Below are 24,169 nucleotides of genomic sequence, written 5' to 3'. Positions count from 1 at the left end.
GAGCAACAAGGTTAAAAGATAGTGAGTAAAAAAGTATTGGTACTTCCCGGTGATTATATTGGGCCGGAAATTATGACCGAGGCAGTGAAAGTGTTGCAGGCGGTCAGTGAGAAGTTTGAGCTGGATATTGAGCTTGAGTATGGCCTGCTGGGCGGTGCTGCACTGGACGAGTGTGGGGTTCCGCTGCCTGATGAAACCTTGGCCAGGGCCCGAGCCGTCGATGCTATTTTATTGGGTGCCGTCGGCGGCCCTAAATGGGACAAGGTTGAGCGACACTTGCGACCGGAGCGAGGCTTGTTGGCAATACGCTCTGAGCTGCAACTGTTCGGCAACTTACGCCCAGCCATTTTATACCCGCAACTGGCAGCGGCATCCAGTTTGAAGCCGGAGATTGTCTCCGGGCTCGATATCTTGATTGTTCGCGAGCTGACGGGAGGAATTTATTTCGGTGAGCCACGGGGTATCCGTACCTTGGAAAACGGCGAGCGCGAGGGTTTTAACACTTACAAGTACAGTGAATCGGAAGTGCGTCGTATTGCACACCTCGCCTTTGATTTGGCTCGCAAGCGCGACAAGCGCGTTTGCAGCGTTGATAAGTCTAACGTGTTGGAAGCGACCGTTTTATGGCGTGAAGTCATGGAAGAGGTGGGTAAAGACTATCCCGATATAGAATTGAGCCATATCTATGTGGACAACGCGGCAATGCAGCTAGTGATGCAGCCCAAGCAGTTCGATGTGATGGTGACGGGAAATATGTTCGGCGACATTCTCTCCGACGCAGCTGCCATGCTGACCGGGTCGATTGGGATGCTCCCCTCTGCTTCTCTGGACCAGGAGGGCCGCGGTATGTATGAGCCCTGTCACGGCAGTGCGCCTGATATTGCCGGGCAAGGCAAGGCTAACCCCCTGGCAACGATTCTGTCGGTTGCCATGATGTTGCGCTACACCCTGGGCAGTGCCGAGGCTGCCCAAACCATTGAGGATTCGGTGAGCGCGGTTTTAGATCAGGGGCTACGCACGCCAGACATCTTTAGCGATGGCACTACCTTGGTTAACACCACACAAATGGGCGAGGCAGTTTTGGCAGCCGTGCTAGCAGCCTGAGCTCAACGTGATTAAAGGAAAGCGAAAATGAGTGAGTTGTACGATATTGCGGTGGTCGGTGCCACCGGAGCAGTGGGTGAAACCATGATTTCCATTCTGGAAGAACGCGATTTTCCAGTCGGTAATTTATACCCTTTGGCCAGCAGTCGCTCGGCAGGCAAGACCATCATGTTCAATGGTAATACAGTGAAGGTCACCGACCTGGCTGAGTTCGATTTCAGCCAGGCGCAAATAGGTCTTTTTTCTGCAGGCGGTAGTATTTCAGAGAAGTACGCTCCGATAGCAGCGGAGGCGGGTTGCGTGGTGGTGGATAATACTTCTCACTTTCGTCGCGACGAGGATATTCCACTTATTGTGCCGGAGGTAAATATTGAAGCTCTGGCCGGCTATATGACGCGCGGTATTATTGCTAATCCCAATTGTTCAACTATCCAAATGTTGGTGGCGCTCAAGCCGATCTACGACGCGGTGGGAATCGAACGCATTAATGTCTGTACCTATCAGGCTGTATCGGGAACGGGTAAGGAAGCGATTGAGGAGTTGGCGGGTCAAACTGCCAGGTTATTGAATGGCCAGGAAGCGCAGTGTGAGGTTTATCCCAAGCAAATAGCGTTCAATGTCTTGCCGCATATTGATAGCTTCCAGGAAAATGGCTACACCCGAGAAGAAATGAAAATGGTCTGGGAGACCCAGAAAATTTTTGGTGATCACAGCATTCAGGTTAATCCAACGTGTGTGCGGGTTCCCGTTTTCTTTGGTCATTCCGAGGCGCTGCATATCGAAACGGTAGATAAGATCAGTGCTGAGCAAGCTCGGGAGTTGTTGCAAAATGCCCCTGGTGTGCAGGTTATGGATGAGCAGGCTGACGGTGGCTATCCCACAGCGGTTGGCGACAGCGCGGGTTCTGACCCTGTCTTTGTCGGCAGAATTCGCGAGGATATCTCTCATCCAAGGGGTCTGGATATGTGGGTAGTGTCCGATAATGTGCGTAAGGGTGCCGCCCTCAATAGTGTGCAAATTGCCGAGAGCCTCATTGCGACTTACCTTGATTAATGCGCATAATTCACTGATACTTTCTTGCGAAAACAGACACATTGCTAGTGCACGGAAGCGTTTTGTATAGACTTTAGAAAAGTACAGAAAGTCCTTTCAGGGTCAGAGCTTTTAGCGCACGATAAAGCGGTAACTAGTTCAGAGGTCGCGCCTGGGGAGGCAGACCTGGGGTTTAGCAAAACAATAAGGCGTCGGAGTATGGCTCGTAAGTTAGCTGCAGTTGTGTTTTCTCTGGGTTGTATTCATGCGAGTTCTTCTTTCGCGCTGGGTCTTGGCGATTTAAAGCTTGAATCATTTCTTAATGAGCCCCTACAGGCCAAGGTAGACCTACTCAATACGGATGGTCTGCATTCCGACGAGATCAGGATACGCTTGGCCACCCGCGAGGACTTCGAGCGTCTTGGTGTAGATCGCGCCTATTTTCTTACCAGCATTCAGTTTGACGTCAATGTTGATGCCCAGGGCCGGGGCATTATTGCTATCAGCTCAGATGACCCCGTACTTGAACCCTATCTAGATTTTATTGTTGAGGCGCGCTGGCCGTCGGGTCGCCTGTTGCGTGAATATACCGTTTTAGTGGATCCACCATTGTTTGACACCACATCTCCTGTAATTTCTGCCACTGAGCGCGTGGCAGAAGTGGAGGGGACGCCGCTGCCAGACGGCAGCGAAAAAAAGTCTCAGGGAGCGGCAGCGACTAGCGGCACCCGAGTAGACATCAAGAAGTCCGAACTTGCCGCCGGTGATATGCCTGACCGCGATTTCAACGCAGGAACCTCTGCTACTCCCCGGTCAGGCGTGAAGTACATGATTCACCGAGATGACACGCTTTGGCAGATCGCTGACGCGGCCAGGCCCGAAGGTGCCTCCGTACACCAGACCATGCTCGATATTCAGCGGCTAAACCCCAATGCATTTATTGACGGGAATATTAATCGGATCAAAGCGGGCTACATCGTTTATTTGCCTGACGAGAATGACATCAGTTCACAAAACCTGGCTGCGGCTCTGGCTGAAGTGAAGCAGCAGAACGCAGACTGGGAGGCCGGACGCGCCAGCAAGCCTATTGCTACAGGTCCCAAGCTGCGCATTTCGACTGATCCGGTAGAAGACAACACGACTGAGATCGCGGATGCCGATGACCGTAATGTCGGTGCTGCCATAGCGGCGGAAGAAACAGGCAAGGCTCAACTTGAGCGGGCGGAGATGGCAGAAGAACTGGCTTCCGTTCAGCAGCAAGTTAACACTCTGCAGAGAATAGTCAGTGTAAAAGACGATCAGATTGCGGCGTTGCAGGCCGCCCTCGAAGAAGCGGGAGGCTCGACTGCTGAGGTCGCTGCTGACAGCAGTGAGCCTGACCTCATAGCTAGCGCTGACAATAATGGGGCTCAGGAAGGCCAGCCCGTCGTGGATACGGCAGAGCTAACGACTGCGACCGAGGTTGTTGAGGAGGCTGCTACCCCCGCACAGGAGGTGAAGCCGGAGCCTGCCCCTACCAAGCCTGCGCCCGTTCCTGCCGCTCAAGAGAGCGGTATGATGAGCTATTTGTTGTACGGACTTGGTGCGCTGGTACTGGCCATACTGGCCTTCATGTTTGTGCGCCGCGGTAAGGGTGAGGAAGCAGCAGCAGGTGAAGTCAGTGACGACGCCTTTGCTGATGTGCAGCTGAAAGAAGAGCACGTAGAGACAGCCCCGGAGCCTATTGCAGAGCCGACTCCTGAACCTGCGGTGCCCCCTGCAAAGCCTCGAGCAGCCGAGTTCAGTGACGATAATCGTGGCTATGGTGAGCGCAAGCACGATGAGTATGCCTCTGACGTGGAAACCGGTGACGCCCTGGCAGAAGCGGATATTTATATTGCTTACGGTCGTTACCCCCAGGCCAAGGATCTACTGCAAAATGCCATCAAGAATGAGCCGACGAATGCGTCATATCGCCTGAAGCTGCTCGAAGCCGAGCTCCAGATGGGCAACAGAGCAGACGCAGAAAAACAGTTGGTCGAGCTTCAGGCGATGGGTGATGCGTCCATTGTCGCTCGCGCTCAGCAATTGCTCAGTGGAGGAGGAGATGCCTTTTCTGAGCCACGGGCAGATTTGGTCGATGATTTGGGCGGCAGTGTGGATTCAGGTTTTTCTGGCCTTGAAATTGAAGAGGGTCTGGGCGAGGGCGCTGCGCTGGAAGATGATCTGGATCTCTCTTCCGATTTCGGAGAAGACAGTCTGACGGAAGTGCCCGAAGACGAAGACCTGGTCATTGCTGCAGAAGCGAATGCTATGTCTACCAAGCTGGATTTGGCCCGGGCCTACATGGACATGGGCGATGAAGATGGCGCTCGCCAGATTCTTGAGGAGGTCGTCGCCGATGGCTCCGATGAGCAGAAGGCCGAGGCCAGCAACCTGTTGGAGCGCATTGGCTGACCCGTTTCCCCGGTTGAGTGCTGAGCCGCTTCCTGCGGGCAGTCGGATTGCTTGTCGAATCGAGTATAACGGCGCCCGCTACAACGGCTGGCAAAGTCAGCCTCATCTGAATGTTCTCACCGTACAGCAAGAGCTGGAGTCTGCGCTTTCAAGTGTGGCCGATCACCCCTTGCGCGTTCACTGTGCCGGTCGCACTGATACCGGTGTTCACGGGCATTGTCAGATCGTGCACTTTGATGCGCCTGCAGCGCGCGCTCCCAAAGCGTGGGTGCTGGGGGCCAATGCCAGCATGGCGAAAGATGTGCGGGTTCACTGGGCGACGGTGGTGCCAGAAAGCTTTCACGCGCGCTTTTGTGCGGTGGCCCGTCGTTATCGTTATGTTATTGCCAATACACTGGTGCGTCCGGCTGTGCTGGTCGGTCAAGTGAGTTGGTACCGCTACCCCCTGGATGCAGCAACCATGGATAAGGCTGCCCAATCATTACTGGGAGAGCAGGATTTTTCCGCGTTTCGAGCAGCTGCGTGCCAATCTAACTCGCCCATGCGTAACGTGCATTCAGTTGCTGTGCGTCGAATAGGTGACCTTGTGGTCGTGGATATACAGGCCAACGCTTTTTTGCACCATATGGTGCGTAATATTGTTGGTTCACTACTCGCTGTAGGCAGTGGACGCAAACCGGAAGCGTGGATAGGGCAACTGCTGGCCGCAAGAGACAGAACCCAGGCAGCAGATACCGCGGCTCCACATGGCCTGTATTTAGCCGATGTTCTTTACCCTGATGAATTTTCTCTCCCCGAGACACCCTATGGCCCGCTCATCATAGCTGCGGGCGTGACTGCCTCTTAAAGACACACGCTGCGCTGTCTGCTATGATGCGCGGCTTGTTTTTTCTGTGTAATCAGGTCTGAAATTGTCCCCCACGCGTATCAAAATTTGCGGTATTACAAGGCCGGAAGACGCCCTTGCGGCTGCGAGCAGCGGTGCCGATGCAATAGGGCTCGTGTTCTACGCTGACAGTCCACGCGCCGTTACCGTTCAGGAGGCGAAGGACATTGCGCAAGTGCTGCCGCCCTTTGTCACGCTTGTGTCGTTGTTTGTAAACGCGCCGGCAGAGACCATTAGCGATGTACTCAGCCAAGTGCCGGTAGGTCTGATTCAGTTTCATGGTGACGAAGACAACCGCTTTTGCCGAGGGTTCGGGCGACCGTGGATAAAAGCGTTAAGAGTGCGAGATTCGATGAATGTCGCGAAGGAGGCGGCGGCTTTGTCCGGTGCGACGGGAGTGCTTCTGGACGCATGGCAAGAGGGCGTGCCCGGCGGAACAGGGCGAACGTTCGATTGGGCTCTGGTCAATGAGAAGCTACCTCTGCCCGTGGTGCTGGCAGGTGGTTTGGATGAGGTGAACGTTGGCGACGCGATAGGCGGTCTGCGTCCCTGGGCCGTTGATGTGAGCGGTGGAGTCGAGTCGTCACCCGGCATCAAAGACGCTGAGAAAATACAACGATTTGTCGCGGCGGTGCGCGCTGCAGACCAAAAAACTCTGGATATGTAGATGAACAACAATGTGAAGAACAGCCAATACGACGCAGTACCTGATTTGGAGGGGCGCTTCGGTAGCTATGGAGGGCGCTTCGTTGCTGAGACCCTGATGGCCGCCCTGGACGAGCTAGAGGCGCTGTATAACAGGCTCAAGTCTGATGAGAGCTTTCAGCGGGAACTCGACGCAGATCTGGCCCATTATGTCGGTCGTCCGTCTCCACTTTATGAGGCGGCTCGATGGTCTGACCGTATCGGTGGTGCACGCATTTTTCTCAAGCGGGAGGATCTCAACCACACCGGTGCGCACAAGGTAAACAATACGGTGGGTCAGGCTCTGTTAGCTAAACACATGGGCAAAAAGCGCGTCATTGCCGAAACGGGTGCCGGTCAACACGGGGTGGCTACAGCGACTATAGCCGCGCGCCTTGGGCTCGAGTGTCTGGTATTCATGGGAGAGGAAGATATTCGTCGTCAGACGTTGAACGTCTATCGAATGAAGTTGCTGGGGGCGGAAGTGGTTCCAGTGACCTCAGGGTCGCGTACGTTGAAAGACGCCATGAACGAAGCAATGCGCGACTGGGTGACCAATGTTGATGACACCTATTATATTATCGGAACGGTGGCAGGCCCTCATCCTTATCCGCTGTTAGTTCGTGACTTTCAATGTGTTATTGGCCGTGAGGCGCGTGCTCAATCCCTTGCGCAAACAGGCCGCTTACCAGATGCACTGGTGGCGTGCGTAGGTGGAGGATCGAATGCTATCGGCCTATTTCATCCATTTCTTGAGGACGAGTCCGTGGCAATGTACGGCGTAGAAGCGGGCGGTCACGGTGTATCTACCCATCAGCATGCGGCGCCACTGACCGCCGGCACCCCGGGGGTGTTACACGGTAATCGCACGTACCTGATGCAGGATGAAAACGGCCAGATTATGCACACCCATTCAGTGTCTGCCGGCTTGGACTACCCGGGCGTAGGGCCAGAACACAGCTGGCTGAAGGATGTAGGCCGGGTTAATTATGTAGTGGCTAACGATGACGAAGCTCTGAAAGCATTCCACACACTGACGCGGGTTGAGGGCATTATGCCCGCGCTTGAAAGCAGTCACGCCCTGGCTTACGCCGAGAAACTGGCGGCCGAAATGAGCCCCGAGCAGACTATTGTGGTGAACCTTTCAGGCCGCGGCGACAAGGACATTCATACTGTCGCCGAGATTGATGGCATTCAGTTTTAGGGAGTAGTGAAGTGAGTCGTATAGCAGGGCGTTTCCAGCAACTGGCCAGTGAAGGCCGTAAAGCGCTGATTCCATACATTGTAGTAGGTGACCCAGCATTGAAGGTCACCGTTCCGCTAATGCATTCGCTGGTCGAGCATGGGGCCGATATTATTGAGCTGGGTGTGCCGTTTTCCGACCCCATGTCAGAAGGGCCGGTGATTCAGCTGGCGCATGAGCGCGCCCTGGCCCAAGGTGCCAGCCTGCGCGACGCGCTTGAAGTGGTGCGTCAGTTTCGTGAACAAGACAATGAAACCCCGGTGTTACTGATGGGTTATGCCAATCCGGTCGAGCATATGGGGTATGCAGTTTTTGCCGACGCCGCAGCAGAAGTTGGTGTGGATGCGTTGCTGACCGTTGATATTCCGCCTGAAGAAGTTGCGCAGGTTAATGCCCAGTTGCACCGAGTGGGTATGGACAACATATTTTTGGTGGCGCCCACCACACCCGATGAGCGTATTGGTCGTATTGTCGGCCAGGCCAGCGGTTTTGTTTATTATGTCGCTGTGAAAGGGGTGACTGGCGCTGGGCACCTGGACGTTGCTGATGTGAAAAACCATCTCTCCCGGATTCGCGAGCACAGTCAGCTGCCACTGGCAGTAGGGTTTGGCATTAAGGATGCGGCGTCAGCCGCATCAGTAGCGAATGTTGCAGATGGCGTGGTGGTGGGCAGTGCTCTGATCCATGCCATGGCCGAAAAGCTGGAATCCGGCGCCAGCGAGGATGAAGCGGCCAATGCCGCGGTTCAATTGTTGGCCGAAATCCGTGCAGGAGTTGACAGCGCCGCTTCCTAGTGGGGCCAGCAAGCGTTTATAATGACCTCTGCGTTGGTGTGGGGGAAAACATGAGTTGGATTGACAAAATACTGCCCTCCGGGGTCAGTAAGGGCGATGGCAAAAAGCGCTCAAATGTTCCTGAGGGGCTCTGGAAAAAATGCGTCAAGTGCGACGCGGTACTTTATAGACCCGATCTTGAGCGTAACGACGATGTCTGTCCCAAGTGCGATCATCATATGCGGATCGGTGCCAGGCGCCGCTTGGATAGTTTCCTGGACGAAGGCAAAGGCGATGAAATCCTTAGTGATATCGAGCCGGTAGACCGCCTCAAGTTCAAAGATAAAAAACGCTACCGCGACCGTTTGCAGGTGGCCCAGAAGGCCACCGGCGAAAAAGACGCCCTGATTGCCATGCAGGGTGAACTTAAGGGAATGCCCATCGTCGCTGTTGCCTTTGAATTCAACTTCCATGGAGGCTCCATGGGCTATGCAGTGGGCGAGAAGTTCACTCGCGCCGCACAGCTCGCTCTGGAAAGCAAAGTTCCACTGGTTTGTTTCGCAGCCTCTGGTGGGGCCCGCATGCAGGAAGCCCTCATATCGCTGATGCAGATGGCGAAGACCAGCGCGGTGTTAGAGCGCATGAAACTGGCTGGCGTGCCTTATGTGTCGGTCATGACTGATCCGATTTATGGTGGGGTATCTGCCTCCCTCGCACTGCTGGGCGATATTAACGTGGCAGAGCCAGACGCCCGGGCCGGCTTTGCCGGTCCCAATATCATCGAGCAAACAATTCGCCAAAAATTGCCCAAAGGCTTTCAGCGCAGTGAGTTTCTGTTGGAGCACGGCGCTATCGACATGATTATTCATCGCACCGAAATGCGCGATACATTAGGTCGCCTGCTTGCCAAGCTGGGTAATATCGACCTTGATGAAGCGCAAATGAAAGATCCCGAGCCTACCTTTGAATTAGTGGAGCCGGAGTCGGACGAGTTCGTGGAGCGTTCTGATTTGCCGGAAGGGGATGACTAGCAAAACACTTGCTCAGTGGTTGCAGCATCTAGAGACCCTGCATCCCAATGAAATGGAGTTGGGCCTGGAGAGGGTTTCGCAGGTAGCGGGCACACTAGGATTATTACCCCTGTCATCGCCCGTGGTGACCGTCGCCGGCACCAATGGTAAGGGGTCTGCGGTCGCGGTGCTGGAGTCTTTATTGAGGGAATGTGGTTTTCGCCCGGGCGCCTTTACTTCGCCGCACTTTCTTCGTTTTAACGAACGTATCCGTGTCGATGGCAACGAAGCGCAGGACGAGCAGCTCATTGCGGCGTTCGAGGCCATAGAGGGAGTCAGGGATGGGATTTCGCTGACTTACTTCGAATTTTCGACCCTTGCGGCACTAATGGTCTTCGAGCGGGAAGCGGTTGATTACGTGTTGCTGGAAGTGGGCCTGGGTGGACGCCTGGACTCGGCCAATATGGTAGACGCAGACATTGCTGTGATTACCAGCATCGACCTTGATCACCAGGACTGGCTGGGAGATACCAGAGGAGTGATTGCCAGGGAGAAGGCGGGCATTATGCGCGAGGGTAAGCCGGTGGTAATAGCGGACCCGGAGCCTCCGGGGGAGTTGCTGGAAGTAGCCAGAGATAGGGCAGCTGGTCCTTTGTATCGACTGGGGCAGGAGTTTGATTTTTCTGGACCCGCAGACCGATGGCAGGGCAGGGTACAGGCCCTTAAAGGGGGCAATAAATTGCTGCAGCACCTATCGTCGGTTTCCTTACTGCCGGCGAACGTTTGCGCAGCCGCCCAGGCCGCTGTGTTGCTGGGTGTGGAGTTTGGTGAAGATCAACTACAAAGGGCCATTGACGGTAGTATTCGGCCGGGGCGCTTGCAACGCATGGAGCTGGGTGGGTTTCATTACCTGCTGGATGTAGCTCACAATCCGGCTGCAATTGATAAATTGCTGGAAAATATTGCTGCAAGTCCTTGTAATGGAAAGGTTATTGCTTTATTTTCCGCGATGAAAGACAAAGCCATTGATGAAATGTTGGAGGCCTGTAGCGGCCATTTTGACGCCTGGTTTCTTGGCGAGCAGCCGGATAACCCACGCGCGATGCCGACCGCACAAATCGCCGAACTGCTGCGAGAGCAGGGGCAGGGGGCGATTAGCATTAGTAAGAATCTGCGCCAGGCTTTCCGGCGGGCACAGACGGTAATGAACGGGGAGGATCTGCTGGTTGTTTTTGGCTCCTTCTTCACTGTTGCGGCCGTTTTGCCGCAACTGGAAAAGGACCGAGGGAAGTTCGGGACCGATGAATGAAGTCTTAAAACAACGCCTGATAGGCGCGCTGATCCTGGTAGCACTGGGGGTTGTGTTCTGGCCCATTATTTTTGTCGAACCCGGCGCCAGTGGTGGCGCAGAAGAAGCGCAGATTCCCCCGCGCCCACTGGTTGAAACAACATCCATCGAACCTCCGGACATGGCGGGGTTGCGACCTTCACGCGAGATCATAAAAGAGCCCGAACCCAAAGAAAGAGAACTGTTATCGCTGGCCCCAGAAGCGCAGCCGGTGGTATCGAGTTCGCCGGCCTATAGCGGTGCTCAGCAGAGCAAGCCTGCGACACCAAAATCCACAGCTTCTCTACCTGCGCCCAAACCTGAGCTTGTGAGCGCCCCTAAACCAGCCGAGCAAAAAACACGAACTGAAGCCCCGGTTAAGCCCGCCTTGGATGCCGAGGGTATTCCCATTACCTGGATTTTACGCGTTGCCAGTGTCAGTAGTTCCAGCAGTGCAGATAAACTGCGCAAGGACCTGCTTGATATGGGTTACAAAGCCTATGCGAAGAAGATCACCAGTAACGGCAAGGCGCTTTACCGGGTTTACGTCGGCCCCAAAGCGGAGAAGGCTCGCTTGGAAAAAATTCAAGGATCTATTAATAGCCGGTTCGGGGTGAAAAGTATGATCACCCGGTACTACCCCTGATGAGTCATTCAGGGGCTGTGCGGCTGACTCTTGGGTTCGCAATATTTGACCCCATAGAGTCAGCTGATGATTGAGTTGTCTCAGTTAAACGGCGCCGATTGGGTTATCATTGTGGCGCTCACAGTATCGACTTTGCTGAGTTTGTGGCGTGGCTTTGTGCGTGAAGCCCTGTCCTTGTTGGGATGGATCACAGCCTTTGTCGTAGCGCATTTGTTGGTAGACCGACTGGCGATGGAACTGGCGGCTGTTATCGCCAACGTGACCGGCCGTTATGTTGCGGCCTATGCCATTTTGTTCGTTTCAACGTTGATAGTGTTTACCATCGTAGTGAAATTAGCGACCAGCCTGGTTAGGGTTGCCGGCCTGAGTGTGCTGGACAGAGTGCTGGGAACGATTTTCGGTTTTGCCAGGGGGGTAATCGTTATTTTGGTTGCAGTTTACGTGATCAAACAATTGATTCCGCCCCAGGATCAGCAATGGCTGCATCAGTCTGTATTGATGCCCCATTTGAATATGCTAGCTGACTGGGTACAGACGGTGTTTTCTAACAGCGTCCCCGGTGAGCAGATAACGACCTGATACAAGAGGTATAGCAGGATGTGTGGCCTGGTAGGAATAGTGGCGGGCAAAAACGTTGCCCCCGATATATACGATGCCCTAACGGTGCTTCAGCATCGCGGTCAGGACGCGGCAGGTATCATGACCTGCGACCGTGGCCGTTTTAGCCTGCGTAAGAGCGAGGGCCTGGTGCGAGATGTGTTTCGACAGCAGCACATGCAGCGGCTGGAGGGCAACGTAGGCATTGGTCACGTGCGCTATCCTACCGCCGGCAGTTCAGGGCCTGCGCTGGCGCAACCTTTTTATGTTAATTCGCCCTACGGCATTGCTCTGGCTCACAACGGTAATCTCACTAACGCCGAGCAACTGGGAAAAGAACTGTTTGAGGATGATCTGCGTCACCTAAACACAGACTCTGACTCCGAAGTATTGCTTAACGTATTCGCCCACGAATTACAGACACTTGGCAAGCTGAGCCCAGGACCCGAAGATATTTTCGCCGCTGTTGGTGCCGTGCACAAACGGTGTCGGGGCGGCTACGCCGCAGTCAGCCTTATCGTGGACCACGGCGTGGTCGGCTTTCGAGATCCCCTGGGGATACGCCCCCTGGTGGTCGGTGAGCGCAGCGGCAAAGACGGTAAAAAGGTCCACATGATTGCATCTGAAAGCGTGGCCCTGGACGTTCTGGGTTTTAGTTTGCTTGGTGATGTGGCGCCGGGTGAGGCAGTGTTTATTGATATGGAGGGTCAGTTGCATCGCAGGCAGTGCGCGCAATATTCAAACTTGACGCCCTGTATTTTTGAGCACGTTTATTTTGCCAGACCCGATTCCATGATGGATGGCATTTCTGTTTACAAGACCAGAATGCGCCAGGGTGCAGCACTGGCCAAGAAAGTGCGCAGAGAGCGCCCGGACTTGCATATCGATGTGGTTATTCCTATCCCTGATACTAGCCGTATTGCGGGTCAGTCGATGGCTTACGAACTGGGAATCAAATTTCGTGAGGGGTTCATGAAGAACCGCTATATCGGCCGCACGTTCATCATGCCCGGGCAGAGTCAGCGCAAGAAATCTGTGCGTCAGAAACTTAACCCAGTGCGCTTGGAGTTCGAAGGCAAGAACGTAATGCTTGTCGACGATTCCATTGTAAGGGGTACTACCTGCCGGCAGATCATTGAGATGGCGCGCGATGCGGGTGCGGCCAACGTATACTTCGCTTCTGCAGCGCCTCCTGTTCGATATCCCAATGTCTATGGCATTGATATGCCCTCTGCGTCGGAGCTAATCGCCCACAATCGATCAGTGGACGAGATTTGCGAGCAGATTGGTGCCGACTGGCTGATATTCCAGGACCTTGATGACCTGATTCGTTGCTCCAGTGACGGCAATGATTTAATTGAGTCTTTTGACTGTTCGGTCTTCAGTGGTGAATACATTACAGGAGATGTCGATCAAAACTATTTGGATCACATTGAAACTCAACGCAACGACGAAGCACAGAGCAAGAGTCGTGCGGGATTGGAAGAGGGGGCTGTTGTCGGAATTCATAACGACGACTAATCAAGATGACAGATCAATTTGACGATGACGCACTGGCGGGAGCGCAGCTAGACACCCTGGCGATCAGGTCGGGCATCTCACGCACTCATGAAGGCGAACACGCCGAACCTATTTTTGCCACTTCCAGCTTCGTTTTTGGCAGTGCGGAAGAGGCTGCTGCGCGTTTTGGCGGTGAGGAGTCGGGTAATGTCTATTCGCGTTACACCAACCCTACTGTCAGAACCTTTGAACAGCGCATAGCTGCGCTGGAAGGTGGTGAAACTGCGGTGGGTACTGCTTCTGGCATGGCCGCAATTCTGGCGACTGCAATGGCGCTGCTGAAGTCGGGCGATCACGTGGTTTGCTCTCGCGACGTGTTCGGTACGACCACCAACCTTTTCAGCAAGTATCTTGTTAAGTTTGGTGTTGAAGTTGACTTTGTACCTTTGCTGGATGCAGTTGCGTGGCAGAGCGCTATTCGCCCTGAAACGGTCATGCTGTTCATGGAAACACCCAGCAATCCGCTTTGCGAGGTCGCGGATCTCGAGGCGATGTCTGCTCTGGCGCGGGCCAATGATTGTCTGCTGGTTGTCGATAACTGTTTTTGCACCCCGGCACTGCAAAGACCTTTGTCCCTGGGTGCTGATATCGTAGTGCACTCCGCTACCAAATACCTCGATGGCCAGGGGCGCTGTGTTGGCGGCGCTGTGGTCGGCAGCGCTAAACACATGACAGAGGTAGAAATCTTTCTGCGTACTTGTGGACCCACCATGAGCGCATTTAATGCCTGGGTATTTCTCAAAGGACTCGAGACCTTGCGCTTGCGTATGGACGCCCACAGTAAAGCAGCTCTCGAGCTGGCTCAGTGGCTCAGTGAGCAAAGCGCGGTGGAAAAAGTCTACTACTCGGGTCTGGAAAGCCATCCGGGCCACAGGCTTGCTAAAAAACAGCAGAGGGGCTTCGGAGGTGTATTGTCGTTTCAGGTTAAAGGCGGCCAGGAGCAGGCATGGCGAGTGATAGACGGTACGCAGATCATGTCGCTCACAGCCAACCTTGGTGATACCAAGACTACTATTGTTCACCCGGCAACTACGACCCACGGTCGTTTGACCGATGAACAACGCAGCCAGGCAGGTATTGAGCGCAACCTGATCCGCGTTTCAGTGGGACTTGAAGATATAGAAGATTTAAAGTCTGATTTGCAGCGAGGGTTTGCTGCGCTCGGTTAAAAAGAACACCCGGGGCACACAATGCAGTTACAGGAAGTTATCGATCAAGCTGTCGCCGAGGTTGGGACAGCACTGCTGGGCAAGGAGCCGCAAATACGTCTGGCGCTGTGTTGTCTTTTTGCTCGCGGGCATTTGCTGATTGAGGATTTGCCAGGAATGGGCAAAACCACCTTGTCACATGCCCTTGCAGACGTACTGGGTATCTCCTGGAAACGGGTTCAGTTCACCAGCGATCTATTGCCGGCAGATATTTTGGGTGTCTCTGTATACAACCGCAACGATGCCAGCTTTAGCTTTCATCCCGGCCCTATATTTACCCAACTGCTATTGGCAGACGAAATAAACCGCACCACACCGCGTACCCAGAGTGCACTGCTCGAAGCGATGGCTGAGGGGCAGGTAACGATAGAGGGGGAAACGCGTCAACTGTCGGATCCGTTTTTTGTCATTGCTACCCAGAACCCGGTGCATCAGTCCGGCACTTATCCTCTGCCAGAGTCGCAACTGGATCGGTTCCTGATGCGCCTTGAGCTAGGGTATCCCCACCCTGCAGCCGAGAGAGAAATGTTTCAGCTTCAGCGCGGTGATATGCGCGATCGTGTTGCCCTTAGGCAGCTAATCAGTGCCCAGCAGCTGCAGCATATACGTGAGGCAGTAAGCGAGGTTCATGCGTCAGATAACTTGCTGGATTATTTGCAGAGGTTAATAGCTTATACCCGCAACAGTCCCGAATTTGAAGTTGGTCTTTCTCCAAGGGGAGGCCTGGCCTTGTTGGATTGCGCTCGCACTTGGGCTGTTATGCATAGCCGTGGGCACGTGGTACCGGAAGATTTGCAAATGGTGCTGCCTGCAGTGGCAGGTCATCGCCTTGTTCCCAGTGGCGATTATGCCGGTGATGGCAAGGCGCTGGTGACCCTGCTGCAGCGAAATGTGGACGTCATCCGTCCCTGACGGACTATGGACATGGCGCCAGCAACGGGGATGAGCACGGTGGGTCGAATTCGAGCCCGCCTGCGCAGGCGGTTCCGTGCTTTTATCACCAGCAGAATTCCCCCATCGAGAGTGGTGACTCTCAATCAAAAACGAATCTTTATATTTCCTAATCGGGTAGGTCTGTTTTTTGGTATTTCTCTGTTAGTGATGTTGCTGGCAGCGATCAATTTTCAAAATAACCTGAGCTATGGCCTGACATTCCTATTAACGACCTTATTTATTGTTGCGGTGTTACACACCTATTCCAATCTGTCCGGGCTTACTTTGCGTGCCGTGCACGCTCAGCCTGCATTTCCAGGGCAACAAACTGAATTTGAGCTGCAGCTGGAATGCAGCAGACGTAAAGAACATGTCGGCATTTATCTGAAGTGGCCCAGCAGTAATGCCAGCACAGTCAATTTGGTGGAGGTTAATCAGTTGCGCGTGCAGTTACATGCGCCGGTCGGTAAAACACGCGGTTGGTATAGTCCTGGGCGCTTGCTGGTGGAGTCCACTTTCCCCCTGGGCTTGTTGCGATGCTGGAGTTGGATTGACCTGGACCTACACGCCCTGGTTTACCCGAAACCCATACCTTCGGGCGAATTGCCGGGTCTTGCCACGGAGCAGCCCGATGGCGCTGCTATCCCTATTGAAGGCAGTGACGACTTCTATGGCTTCAGGGACTATCGTCACGGCGACTCACTGCGGCAAATCTATTGGAAGGGACTTGCCAGGGGGCAGTCGGTTCAGGTGAAGCAATACGCCGCTTACGCTGACCGCAGTGTATGGCTGGACTGGGATATGTTCGCTGGTTTGGGCACCGAACAGCGGCTTTCGCATCTGTGTTATTGGGCGTTGGAGTTTGACAAGGCGGGCGACGAATACGGTTTGCGTTTACCTTCGATGAGCATCGCCCCTGATATTGGTGAGCGACATCTTGAGCAGGTGCTGCGCGCCTTGGCGCTATATGGCGACGAGGAACAATGAAAGCACTCCAGCAAATACCTCGCAACGCCCTGGTGTGGATTATCATCAGTATGTTCACTCTGGTATTACCGCACATTGAAAGAATTCCTCCCTGGGTATTGGCTGTTTATTGTGTTGCAGCCCTGTGGCGAATAATGGTTTATCGCGGACGCTGGTCCTTCCCTCGTTGGCCGGTCAAGTTAGGATTGATTTTCGCCGGTTTTGCCGGAATTTTATTGAGTTTCAGCACGCTGGTGGGATTGGAGCCGACGGTTGCATTGCTGCTCACGGCGTTTGCGTTGAAACTGCTCGAGTCAGCGGAACGCAAAGATGCATACGTGTTGTTGTTTTTGGGTTACTTCGTCATCCTGACCGAGTTTCTATTCAGTCAGGATTTATTCATTGTTTTGCTGAGTTTGTTGAATGTCGTGATTGTGACTACAGGCCTGGTGGCTTTGCACCGGCCCGGTGACAATCGATTTCGCATGCGACCGATGAAACAGGCAACATTGATGGTGGCGCAGGCAGCGCCGCTGATGCTGGTATTGTTTTTCCTGTTTCCCCGTATCGGGCCACTCTGGACCGTTCCTATCAAGAGTCAGCAGGCCAGGACCGGCATGAGCGAGTTTATGAGCCCTGGGGATGTGTCTCGCCTCAGTCGCTCAGGAGAGGTTGCTTTTCGGGTAGAGTTCAACGGGGACATTCCCGCCCGATCGCAGCTCTATTGGCGCGGCCTGGTGATGAGTCGTCTGCAACAGGGCACCTGGAGCGCCTTGAGCTTTTACGAGGCTCCCGCCAGTGAGCGTCGTCAGACAGAGCCAGAGCGAACAGGAGAACCTTTGCGCTATTCCGTGATTCTGGAGCCGACACAGCAGCGCTGGCTCTATGCCTTGCGCTATGCCAGGTCGACAGACTCCGGGATCATGAGTTCCTCAGACTTTCGCCTGTTCAGGCCGATAGTGATCGAAGACGATTATCTTTATCAGGTGCGCTCCTGGCCTGAGGCAGCGATTGAAACGAACCTGTCAGCATGGCGACGTAAGACTGAACTGTCGCTACCGGCCACAGACAATCCCAGGGCAAGGGCATTGGCAGAGCAGTTTGTCGAAGAATCCAGCACGCCAGCAGAAGTGGTAGAGCGGGTGCTGCGGCACTTTAATGCACAGCCCTTTGTCTACACTCTGCAACCTCCATTGTTGCCTGAGCGGGATGCAATGGATGCTTTTTTGTTCGACACTCGCAGGGGTTTCTGCGAGCACTACGCTTCTTCATTTGTCATCATGATGCGTGCCGCTGGTATTCCTGCTCGCGTGGTTGCCGGTTACCAGGGCGGCGAGGTGAATCCGCTTAATCGCACGGTTATTGTGCATCAGTTTGATGCTCACGCGTGGGCGGAAGTCTGGTTTGAGGGAGAAGGGTGGGTAAGGGTTGATCCTACGGCGGCGGTTGCGCCTGAGCGTATCGAACTAGGTCTGGAGGAAGCATTAGCGGAGGAGGGCAGTTTCCTCGCAGACTCGCCGCTATCTCCCTTGCGATATCGTAATATCGATATCATCAATACTTTGCGCCTTCGTTATGATGCGCTGACTTATCGTTGGCAGGCCTGGGTCGTGGGTTTTGACCAGGACAGGCAGTTCAGTTTGTTACAGGACTTCTTTGGTGAGTTTACCGCCCGTAAGTTCGCTGCCGTGTTGTTGGGTAGCTGGGCTCTGGTGCTGATTCCAGTGGGGCTGGGATTGCTGCTCAGGCGCAGGACGCACGAGCTGAGTAAGCTCGACAAACACTATCTCGCGTTTTGTCGGAAGCTGGGGAAAATGGGTATCGAGCGGGACTTTGGTGAAACGCCGCAGGAATTTGCAAGTCGTGCGCAGCAGGCGTTGCCGAGGTTGGCGGCTTCCATTGCCGACATCACCAAGCGTTACAACGCTTTGGCCTATGCCCCGCCGGGCGCTAATGAAACCGAGCTGCGCGATTTTATCCGGACTGTGAGGACGATACATTGACGATCAGAACTGCTTCCACCGCTGATGCTAAGGCTCTGGCGGAAATCTATAACCACTACATTGTCAATTCGACGGCAACCTTTGAGGAGGTGGTTCTCAGCGCAGAGGATATGAAGCAGAGGGTGCTCGCGGTAGGTGAACTGGGACTTCCCTGGCTGGTGGCGGAGCAGCAGGGGCAAGTTGTTGGCTACGCTTATGCTAATCGCTGGAAGGAGCGCAGTGCTTACCGATTTTCGGTAGAAAGTACGGTGTACCTGCTGCCCGATATAGGCTCTCGAGGCTGGGGTACCCGCCTTTATACGGCTCTGTTTGAAGAACTGCGCACGCTTGATGTTCACGCGGTCATTGGAAGTATTACCTTGCCTAATCCCACCAGCGTTGCCTTGCATGAGAAAATGGGTATGGCCAAGGTCGCCGAATTCCCTGAGGTCGGGTTCAAACATAGTCAATGGTTAGCCGTGGGTTACTGGCAAATCAATTTATAAGCAAAAAAACCCCGCATTAGCGGGGTTCTTCAGTAATGTTTTACCGTTAGTGCGTCAGGCGCTGATTTCCTGAATTTCTACCGCGGCAATACGCGCACCTTCTTCAGCACTTTTCTGGAACTCGGCGATTTCATCGAAGTTCAGGTAACGATAGATATCGTCACTCATGGAGTCCAGATTTTTGGCGTATTCGAGGTACTCTTCCGGTGTCGGCAGTTTGCCAAGTATGGCACCCACCGCGGCGAGCTCAGCCGACGTCAGATACACGTTGGCACCGTCGCCCAGACGGTTGGGGAAGTTTCGCGTGGACGTAGACAGCACGGTGCTGTTGGCCGCAACGCGTGCCTGATTACCCATGCACAGCGAGCAGCCTGGCATCTCGGTGCGGGCACCGGCGGCGCCGAAGATATTGTAGTAGCCCTCTTCCATCAACTGGTGCTCGTCCATCTTGGTGGGCGGGGCCAGCCACATGCGGGTAGAGATACCACCCTTGTGCTGGTCCAGCAGTTTGCCCGCCGCGCGGAAGTGGCCGATGTTGGTCATGCAAGAGCCGATGAAGACCTCGTCGACGTTATCGCCGGCCACCGAAGAGAGCAGGCGCGCATCGTCGGGGTCGTTGGGTGCACAAACAATCGGCTCTTTCACGTCGGCAAGATCGATCTCGATGATCGCAGCGTACTCGGCATCCTTGTCGGCTTTCATCAACTCGGGGTTGGCCAACCAGTCTTCCATCTTGCGGCAGCGACGCTCCAGGGTGCGAGCATCGCCGTAGCCATCGGCAATCATTGAACGCATCAGTACAATGTTGGATTGCAGGTACTCGGTGATGGAATCCTCACCCAGTTCGATGGTGCAGCCCGCAGCAGAACGTTCGGCAGAGGCATCGGACAACTCGAATGCCTGCTCAACTTTCAGGTCTTTCAAACCTTCAATTTCCAGAATGCGGCCAGAGAAGATGTTCTTCTTGCCCTTCTTCTCAACGGTCAACAGTCCTTCCTGGATCGCGTAATAGGGAATGGCGTGGACCAGGTCGCGCAGGGTGATACCGGGCTGCATTTCGCCTTTGAAGCGAACCAGCACAGACTCAGGCATATCTAGCGGCATAACACCGGTGGCAGCAGCAAAGGCGACCAGACCGGAACCCGCTGGGAAGGAAATGCCCATTGGGAAACGGGTGTGAGAGTCACCACCGGTGCCCACTGTGTCGGGCAACAGCATGCGGTTAAGCCAGGAGTGAATCACGCCGTCGCCGGGGCGCAGTGAGACACCGCCACGGGTCATGATGAAGTCAGGCAGCGTGTGCTGGGTGTCGATATCTACTGGCTTGGGGTAGGCCGCAGTGTGGCAGAAAGACTGCATGGTCAGGTCGGCAGAGAAGCCCAGGCAAGCCAGATCCTTAAGCTCATCGCGGGTCATAGGGCCAGTGGTGTCCTGGGAGCCTACGGTTGTCATTTTGGGTTCGCAGTAAGTGCCAGGGCGGATTCCGTCAGTACCGCAAGCACGGCCGACCATTTTCTGGCCCAGGGTGAAACCCTTGCCGCTGTCTTCTGGTTGATCTGGAACGCGGAACAGGTCTGATGTTCCAAGGCCCAGGGCCTCACGGGCGCGCGTGGTCAAGCCGCGACCAATGATCAAATTGATACGGCCACCGGCGCGCACTTCATCCAACAATACGTCAGATTTCAGCTCGAACTCGGAGATCACGTCGCCAGCTTCATTGAGGATCTTGCCGTCGTAGGGACGGATCTCGATGATGTCGCCCATACCCAGGTCGTCAACGGGTGCTTCGAAGACCAGCGCGCCTGCGTCTTCCATGGTGTTGTAGAAAATCGGGGCAACCTTGCCGCCGATGCAAATGCCGCCGCCGCGCTTGTTGGGAACGCCGTCAATGTCGTCGCCAAAGAACCACAGTACGGAGTTGGTGGCAGATTTACGGGAAGAACCGGTGCCCACAACATCGCCGACGAACGCGACAGGAACGCCCTTGTTCTGGATTTCTTCAACCTGTTTCATCGGGCCGGTAACGCCGTGTTCTTCTGGTTCCAGACCGTCACGAGTCATTTTGTACATCGCCAGTGCGTGCAGGGGGATATCAGGGCGGGACCAGGCATCTGGAGCAGGGGAAAGATCATCGGTGTTGGTTTCGCCGGTGACCTTAAAAACAGCCACTTTGATGGACTCGGCTACGGCGTCCTGGCTGGTAAACCATTCACCGTCGGCCCAGGACTGCATGGCAGCCTTGGCGTTGGCATTGCCTTTTTCGGCAAGCTCCGCCACATCGTGGAAGGCATCGAACATCAGCAGGGTGTGCTTCAGTTCTTCAGCGGCCGCTGCGCCCAGGTCGGCGTCGGTCAGCATGTCTACTAGGGTTTCGATATTGTAGCCGCCGTGCATGTTGCCCAGCAATTTGATAGCCGCCGGTTTGTCGATTAGCGGACACTCCACCTCGCCCTTGACGACAGCAGAGAGAAACCCTGCCTTCACATAGGCAGCTTCGTCAACGCCTGGGGGAACGCGTGTCGTAATCAGGTCCAGCAGGTAGTCGCCTTCGCCAGCAGGAGGGTTTTTCAGCAGCTCTACCAACCCGGCAACCTGATCAGCGCTTAGGGGTTTGGGAGGAATATTTTGAGCGGCCCGTTCGGCCACGTGTTCGCGATATGCTTCTAGCACGGTAGAGCTCCTTTGCTTGTGAGGATTGCCTCCGGCAGGGGGTAGCGCCGGTGGTTCCTATCGAGAAAAATCGGCGCAAAGTATAGCTCACAAGGAAAATAAGATAAACGAATTGGGCCCGATATCGTGCATTCACGGCGGTGATATTCTAAACTCGTTACCTCACCGTAAGCCTCGACAAAAATGTTCGACCGCCCCGTAAAAACACCCTGTATTGGCGTATGCTCCACCGGCATAGGCGACACTGTGTGCCGCGGATGTAAGCGCTTTAGTCACGAGGTCATAGACTGGAACAGTTACACCTTGCTGCAAAAGCGGATCATCGACCAACGGCTTTGTGAATTTCTCTCCCAGTGTGTCAGCAACAAACTCCAGGTGCGGGATAAATCCCTGCTGCAGTGGCAGCTGCAAGTGCAAAATGTTCGCTACATGGAGCACCATGATGAATACTGCTGGGTATTCAGTTTGCTCAAGGCCGGGGCGGGGCAGATCGACAATAGTATTGAATTCGGCTTTGAGGTTGACCTGCGCTACCGCGAGATGCCACTGGGGGAGTTGCGAGAGCAAATAGACGCGGAATTTCTGATACTTTCGCAGGCTCACTATGATCGCTATATCGCAATGCCCGACTTTTTTAACGGAATCACTGAATGAGTCAATCTATCGACATAAGCCCCATCCTCGATTTTCTGGACTGCCCAACGCCGCGAGCCTGGGTTGAATGGGCGCTTGAGCACCCACAAATCATGTTGATCGACCATGCCAACTGTGAAAAAAAGGCGGCCTCGACTGCGCTCAACTTGATGTATCGCTATGTGGACCAACACAAGTTGCTGACTAAACTATCGCGACTGGCTCGGGAAGAGTTGCGTCACTTCGAGCAGGTAATCGCCATCATGAAAAAGCGTTCGGTGGCCTACCCGCAGCTGACGGCGGCCCGCTATGCAGGCGCCTTGCGTAAGGAGGTGCGTTCAGCCGAGCCGGGAAGGCTTATCGATACCCTGTTAATAGGCGCTATTATTGAGGCCCGCTCCTGTGAGCGTTTTGCCTGCATCGCGCCAGAGTTGGATGATGAGTTGGCTGAGTTTTACACCTCATTACTGAAGTCGGAGTCGCGTCATTTTACCGATTACCTGAAGCTGGCAGAGGAGGTTGCTTCTGCTCAAGAGGTTAACAGTCGGCTGCCTGTATTGTTAGAACGGGAGCGGGAGCTTATCGAGTCAACGGATACAGAATTTCGCTTTCACAGTGGAGTTCCGGGCTGAGCAGACTTTTCGATTAGCGGTGTTTCTGCTAAAAAAGTACTTTAATAAATGGCTTTAAGCTATTGATTTATATAAAATTCAACAAGATTCAGGCTTTTTGAAGTTGCTTCGATGTACCATCCCTTAGCGTCCCAATCACCCATCACAATGCGTTCGCCCTCCGCGACCTGGTGCCGCGCAGGCCGATGAGTATGACCGTGAATCAGGCGGGTGACTCTGGCCTCAGACATCAGTCGGTCCACCTCTTCTGGCGTCACGTCCATGATGTCTTGTGCTTTGTTAGAGCCAGCATCCTTGCTAATGCTGCGCAGTTGGGCGGCCAACGCACGTCGATCATCTAACGAGCTTGCCATCATCTGGGCTTGCCACTGCGGACTGCGAGCCATGGCCCTGAACTTCATGTACTCCTCATCGCGTGTGCACAGGCTGTCGCCATGCATCAGTAAGGTGGGCGTTCCATAAAGATCGATCACAGTGGGGTCTTGCAAGAGTTGAGCGCCTACTGCTTCACAAAAAGCTGTTCCCAGCATGAAGTCGCGATTTCCCACCATCAGAAACAAGGGAGAACCGGCTGCGATGAAGGTGCGAAACAGATTTGCAATGTCCAGGGCGAGAGGCGCATCGTCGTCATCGCCCACCCAAGCCTCGAAGAGATCGCCTAAGATATAGAGAGCATCGCAGTTGCTGTTTTCTTGCAGAAACTCCGCCAGGGCCGCTATCACCGCGGGTCTGGCGGGGTCCAGGTGTAGATCAGAGATGAATAAAGTGCGAGACACTTACTCTGCGGCGACTTCCACCGACTCAATGATCACAGGATCAACAGGTACATCCTGGTGGCCACCGGCTGAACCAGTAGGTACCGCGCGGATCTTGTCCAGTACTTCGGAGCCTTCAGTAACTTTGCCAAATACCGTGTAACCCCAGCCCTGCATGTTCTTGCCCGAGTGGTTGAGGAAGTCATTATCCTTCACGTTAATGAAGAACTGGGCCGTCGCCGAGTGGGGATCCATGGTGCGGGCCATAGCAATAGTGCCGAAATCGTTCTTGAGGCCATTGTCAGCTTCATTTTCGACGGGTTCGCCTGAGGTCTTTTGGCTCATATCGGTGTCGAAGCCACCGCCCTGAATCATGAAGTTGTCGATAACGCGATGGAAAATAGTGCCATCGTAGAAGCCGTCGCGAGCGTATTGGAGAAAGTTCTCTACAGTCTTGGGCGCTTTTTCAGCGTCCAGTTCCAGTTTGATCTCACCGAAAGTGGTGCGAATAGTAACCATGTCTGTCGTCCCTATGGGTCTGTGTCTTGCCGGTGGGCAATGATACGGGCTTTTCCAGCGCAGGAAA

General features: G+C 54.4%; 22 protein-coding genes. 19 read left to right on the top strand and 3 right to left on the bottom strand.

Features of this window, described 5'->3' with window-relative positions; translation table 11 throughout:
* The first annotated feature begins 21 nt into the window (after window positions 1-21).
* The 17 genes from leuB to EYC87_RS07950 all read left to right on the top strand — a co-directional run bounded on the left by leuB (window position 22) and on the right by EYC87_RS07950 (window position 18,893).
* Window positions 22-1,104 carry a 3-isopropylmalate dehydrogenase gene (gene leuB / locus EYC87_RS08030; RefSeq protein ID WP_007227953.1) on the top strand — a complete coding sequence of 361 codons (1,083 nt, stop codon included), beginning with the start codon at window positions 22-24 and terminating at the stop codon, window positions 1,102-1,104.
* 27 nt (window positions 1,105-1,131) lie between these two features.
* Entirely contained in the window at window positions 1,132-2,157 is a 1,026-nt protein-coding gene (locus tag EYC87_RS08025; RefSeq protein WP_007227922.1) for an aspartate-semialdehyde dehydrogenase, read from the top strand.
* 198 nt (window positions 2,158-2,355) lie between these two features.
* Window positions 2,356-4,572 (top strand): type IV pilus assembly protein FimV, encoded by a 2,217-nt coding sequence (locus EYC87_RS08020; RefSeq protein WP_279252414.1) that lies wholly within the window; start codon window positions 2,356-2,358, stop codon window positions 4,570-4,572.
* A complete protein-coding gene (gene truA, locus EYC87_RS08015; protein ID WP_279252413.1) occupies window positions 4,565-5,419 on the top strand; it encodes a tRNA pseudouridine(38-40) synthase TruA in 855 nt (284 codons plus the stop codon). The genes EYC87_RS08020 and truA overlap by 8 nt, the downstream gene beginning before the upstream one ends.
* Before the next feature lie 64 nt (window positions 5,420-5,483).
* Entirely contained in the window at window positions 5,484-6,125 is a 642-nt protein-coding gene (locus EYC87_RS08010) for a phosphoribosylanthranilate isomerase (protein ID WP_279252412.1), read from the top strand.
* Window positions 6,126-7,346, top strand: coding sequence for a tryptophan synthase subunit beta (trpB, locus tag EYC87_RS08005; protein ID WP_007227969.1), 1,221 nt, complete (start codon window positions 6,126-6,128; stop codon window positions 7,344-7,346).
* 11 nt (window positions 7,347-7,357) lie between these two features.
* A complete protein-coding gene (trpA, locus tag EYC87_RS08000) occupies window positions 7,358-8,179 on the top strand; it encodes a tryptophan synthase subunit alpha (RefSeq protein WP_279252411.1) in 822 nt (273 codons plus the stop codon).
* 50 nt (window positions 8,180-8,229) lie between these two features.
* Window positions 8,230-9,189 carry an acetyl-CoA carboxylase, carboxyltransferase subunit beta gene (gene accD, locus EYC87_RS07995; protein ID WP_279252410.1) on the top strand — a complete coding sequence of 320 codons (960 nt, stop codon included), beginning with the start codon at window positions 8,230-8,232 and terminating at the stop codon, window positions 9,187-9,189.
* Window positions 9,182-10,477 carry a bifunctional folylpolyglutamate synthase/dihydrofolate synthase gene (locus EYC87_RS07990; protein ID WP_279252409.1) on the top strand — a complete coding sequence of 432 codons (1,296 nt, stop codon included), beginning with the start codon at window positions 9,182-9,184 and terminating at the stop codon, window positions 10,475-10,477. Before accD ends, EYC87_RS07990 begins: the two co-directional genes overlap by 8 nt.
* Window positions 10,470-11,141, top strand: a complete 672-nt coding sequence (locus EYC87_RS07985) for an SPOR domain-containing protein (protein WP_279252408.1) — start codon at window positions 10,470-10,472, stop codon at window positions 11,139-11,141. Before EYC87_RS07990 ends, EYC87_RS07985 begins: the two co-directional genes overlap by 8 nt.
* Before the next feature lie 66 nt (window positions 11,142-11,207).
* A complete protein-coding gene (locus EYC87_RS07980) occupies window positions 11,208-11,720 on the top strand; it encodes a CvpA family protein (protein ID WP_007228028.1) in 513 nt (170 codons plus the stop codon).
* A gap of 18 nt (window positions 11,721-11,738) precedes the next feature.
* Entirely contained in the window at window positions 11,739-13,259 is a 1,521-nt protein-coding gene (gene purF, locus EYC87_RS07975; RefSeq protein WP_279252407.1) for an amidophosphoribosyltransferase, read from the top strand.
* Between the two features lie 5 nt (window positions 13,260-13,264).
* Complete coding sequence (locus EYC87_RS07970) at window positions 13,265-14,467, top strand: O-succinylhomoserine sulfhydrylase (RefSeq protein ID WP_279252406.1); 1,203 nt, start codon at window positions 13,265-13,267, stop codon at window positions 14,465-14,467.
* Between the two features lie 21 nt (window positions 14,468-14,488).
* Window positions 14,489-15,418 (top strand): AAA family ATPase, encoded by a 930-nt coding sequence (locus EYC87_RS07965; RefSeq protein ID WP_007227794.1) that lies wholly within the window; start codon window positions 14,489-14,491, stop codon window positions 15,416-15,418.
* A 12-nt stretch (window positions 15,419-15,430) separates the two neighbouring features.
* The gene (locus EYC87_RS07960; protein ID WP_279252405.1) at window positions 15,431-16,426 is read left to right on the top strand and encodes a DUF58 domain-containing protein; all 996 of its coding nucleotides are present in this window, start codon (window positions 15,431-15,433) and stop codon (window positions 16,424-16,426) included.
* Entirely contained in the window at window positions 16,423-18,408 is a 1,986-nt protein-coding gene (locus tag EYC87_RS07955; protein ID WP_279252404.1) for a transglutaminase TgpA family protein, read from the top strand. Before EYC87_RS07960 ends, EYC87_RS07955 begins: the two co-directional genes overlap by 4 nt.
* Window positions 18,405-18,893: a GNAT family N-acetyltransferase gene (locus EYC87_RS07950; protein WP_279252403.1), complete on the top strand. Its 489-nt coding sequence runs from the start codon at window positions 18,405-18,407 to the stop codon at window positions 18,891-18,893. The genes EYC87_RS07955 and EYC87_RS07950 overlap by 4 nt, the downstream gene beginning before the upstream one ends.
* A gap of 54 nt (window positions 18,894-18,947) precedes the next feature.
* Here EYC87_RS07950 and acnB read toward each other — a convergent pair whose 3' ends face one another.
* Window positions 18,948-21,563 carry a bifunctional aconitate hydratase 2/2-methylisocitrate dehydratase gene (acnB, locus tag EYC87_RS07945; protein WP_279252402.1) on the bottom strand — a complete coding sequence of 872 codons (2,616 nt, stop codon included), beginning with the start codon at window positions 21,561-21,563 and terminating at the stop codon, window positions 18,948-18,950.
* 183 nt (window positions 21,564-21,746) lie between these two features.
* Here acnB and EYC87_RS07940 point away from each other — a divergent pair, with 183 nt between their 5' ends.
* Both EYC87_RS07940 and EYC87_RS07935 read left to right on the top strand, forming a co-directional pair.
* Complete coding sequence (locus tag EYC87_RS07940) at window positions 21,747-22,217, top strand: DUF1289 domain-containing protein (RefSeq protein ID WP_279252401.1); 471 nt, start codon at window positions 21,747-21,749, stop codon at window positions 22,215-22,217.
* A complete protein-coding gene (locus EYC87_RS07935) occupies window positions 22,214-22,828 on the top strand; it encodes a MiaE family protein (protein ID WP_279252400.1) in 615 nt (204 codons plus the stop codon). Before EYC87_RS07940 ends, EYC87_RS07935 begins: the two co-directional genes overlap by 4 nt.
* Before the next feature lie 59 nt (window positions 22,829-22,887).
* Here the strand turns inward: EYC87_RS07935 and EYC87_RS07930 are convergent, their stop codons facing one another.
* Window positions 22,888-23,604: a UDP-2,3-diacylglucosamine diphosphatase gene (locus EYC87_RS07930; protein ID WP_279252399.1), complete on the bottom strand. Its 717-nt coding sequence runs from the start codon at window positions 23,602-23,604 to the stop codon at window positions 22,888-22,890.
* Entirely contained in the window at window positions 23,605-24,102 is a 498-nt protein-coding gene (locus EYC87_RS07925; RefSeq protein WP_279252398.1) for a peptidylprolyl isomerase, read from the bottom strand.
* Window positions 24,103-24,169: the final 67 nt, after the last annotated feature.

Origin of the sequence: Candidatus Seongchinamella marina (assembly GCF_026262685.1) — a bacterium.
Lineage (GTDB): Bacteria > Pseudomonadota > Gammaproteobacteria > Pseudomonadales > Halieaceae > Halioglobus > Halioglobus marinus.
Note: the sequence above shows the minus strand (reverse complement) of the source record. Positions and strands in the feature narration are given on the sequence as shown.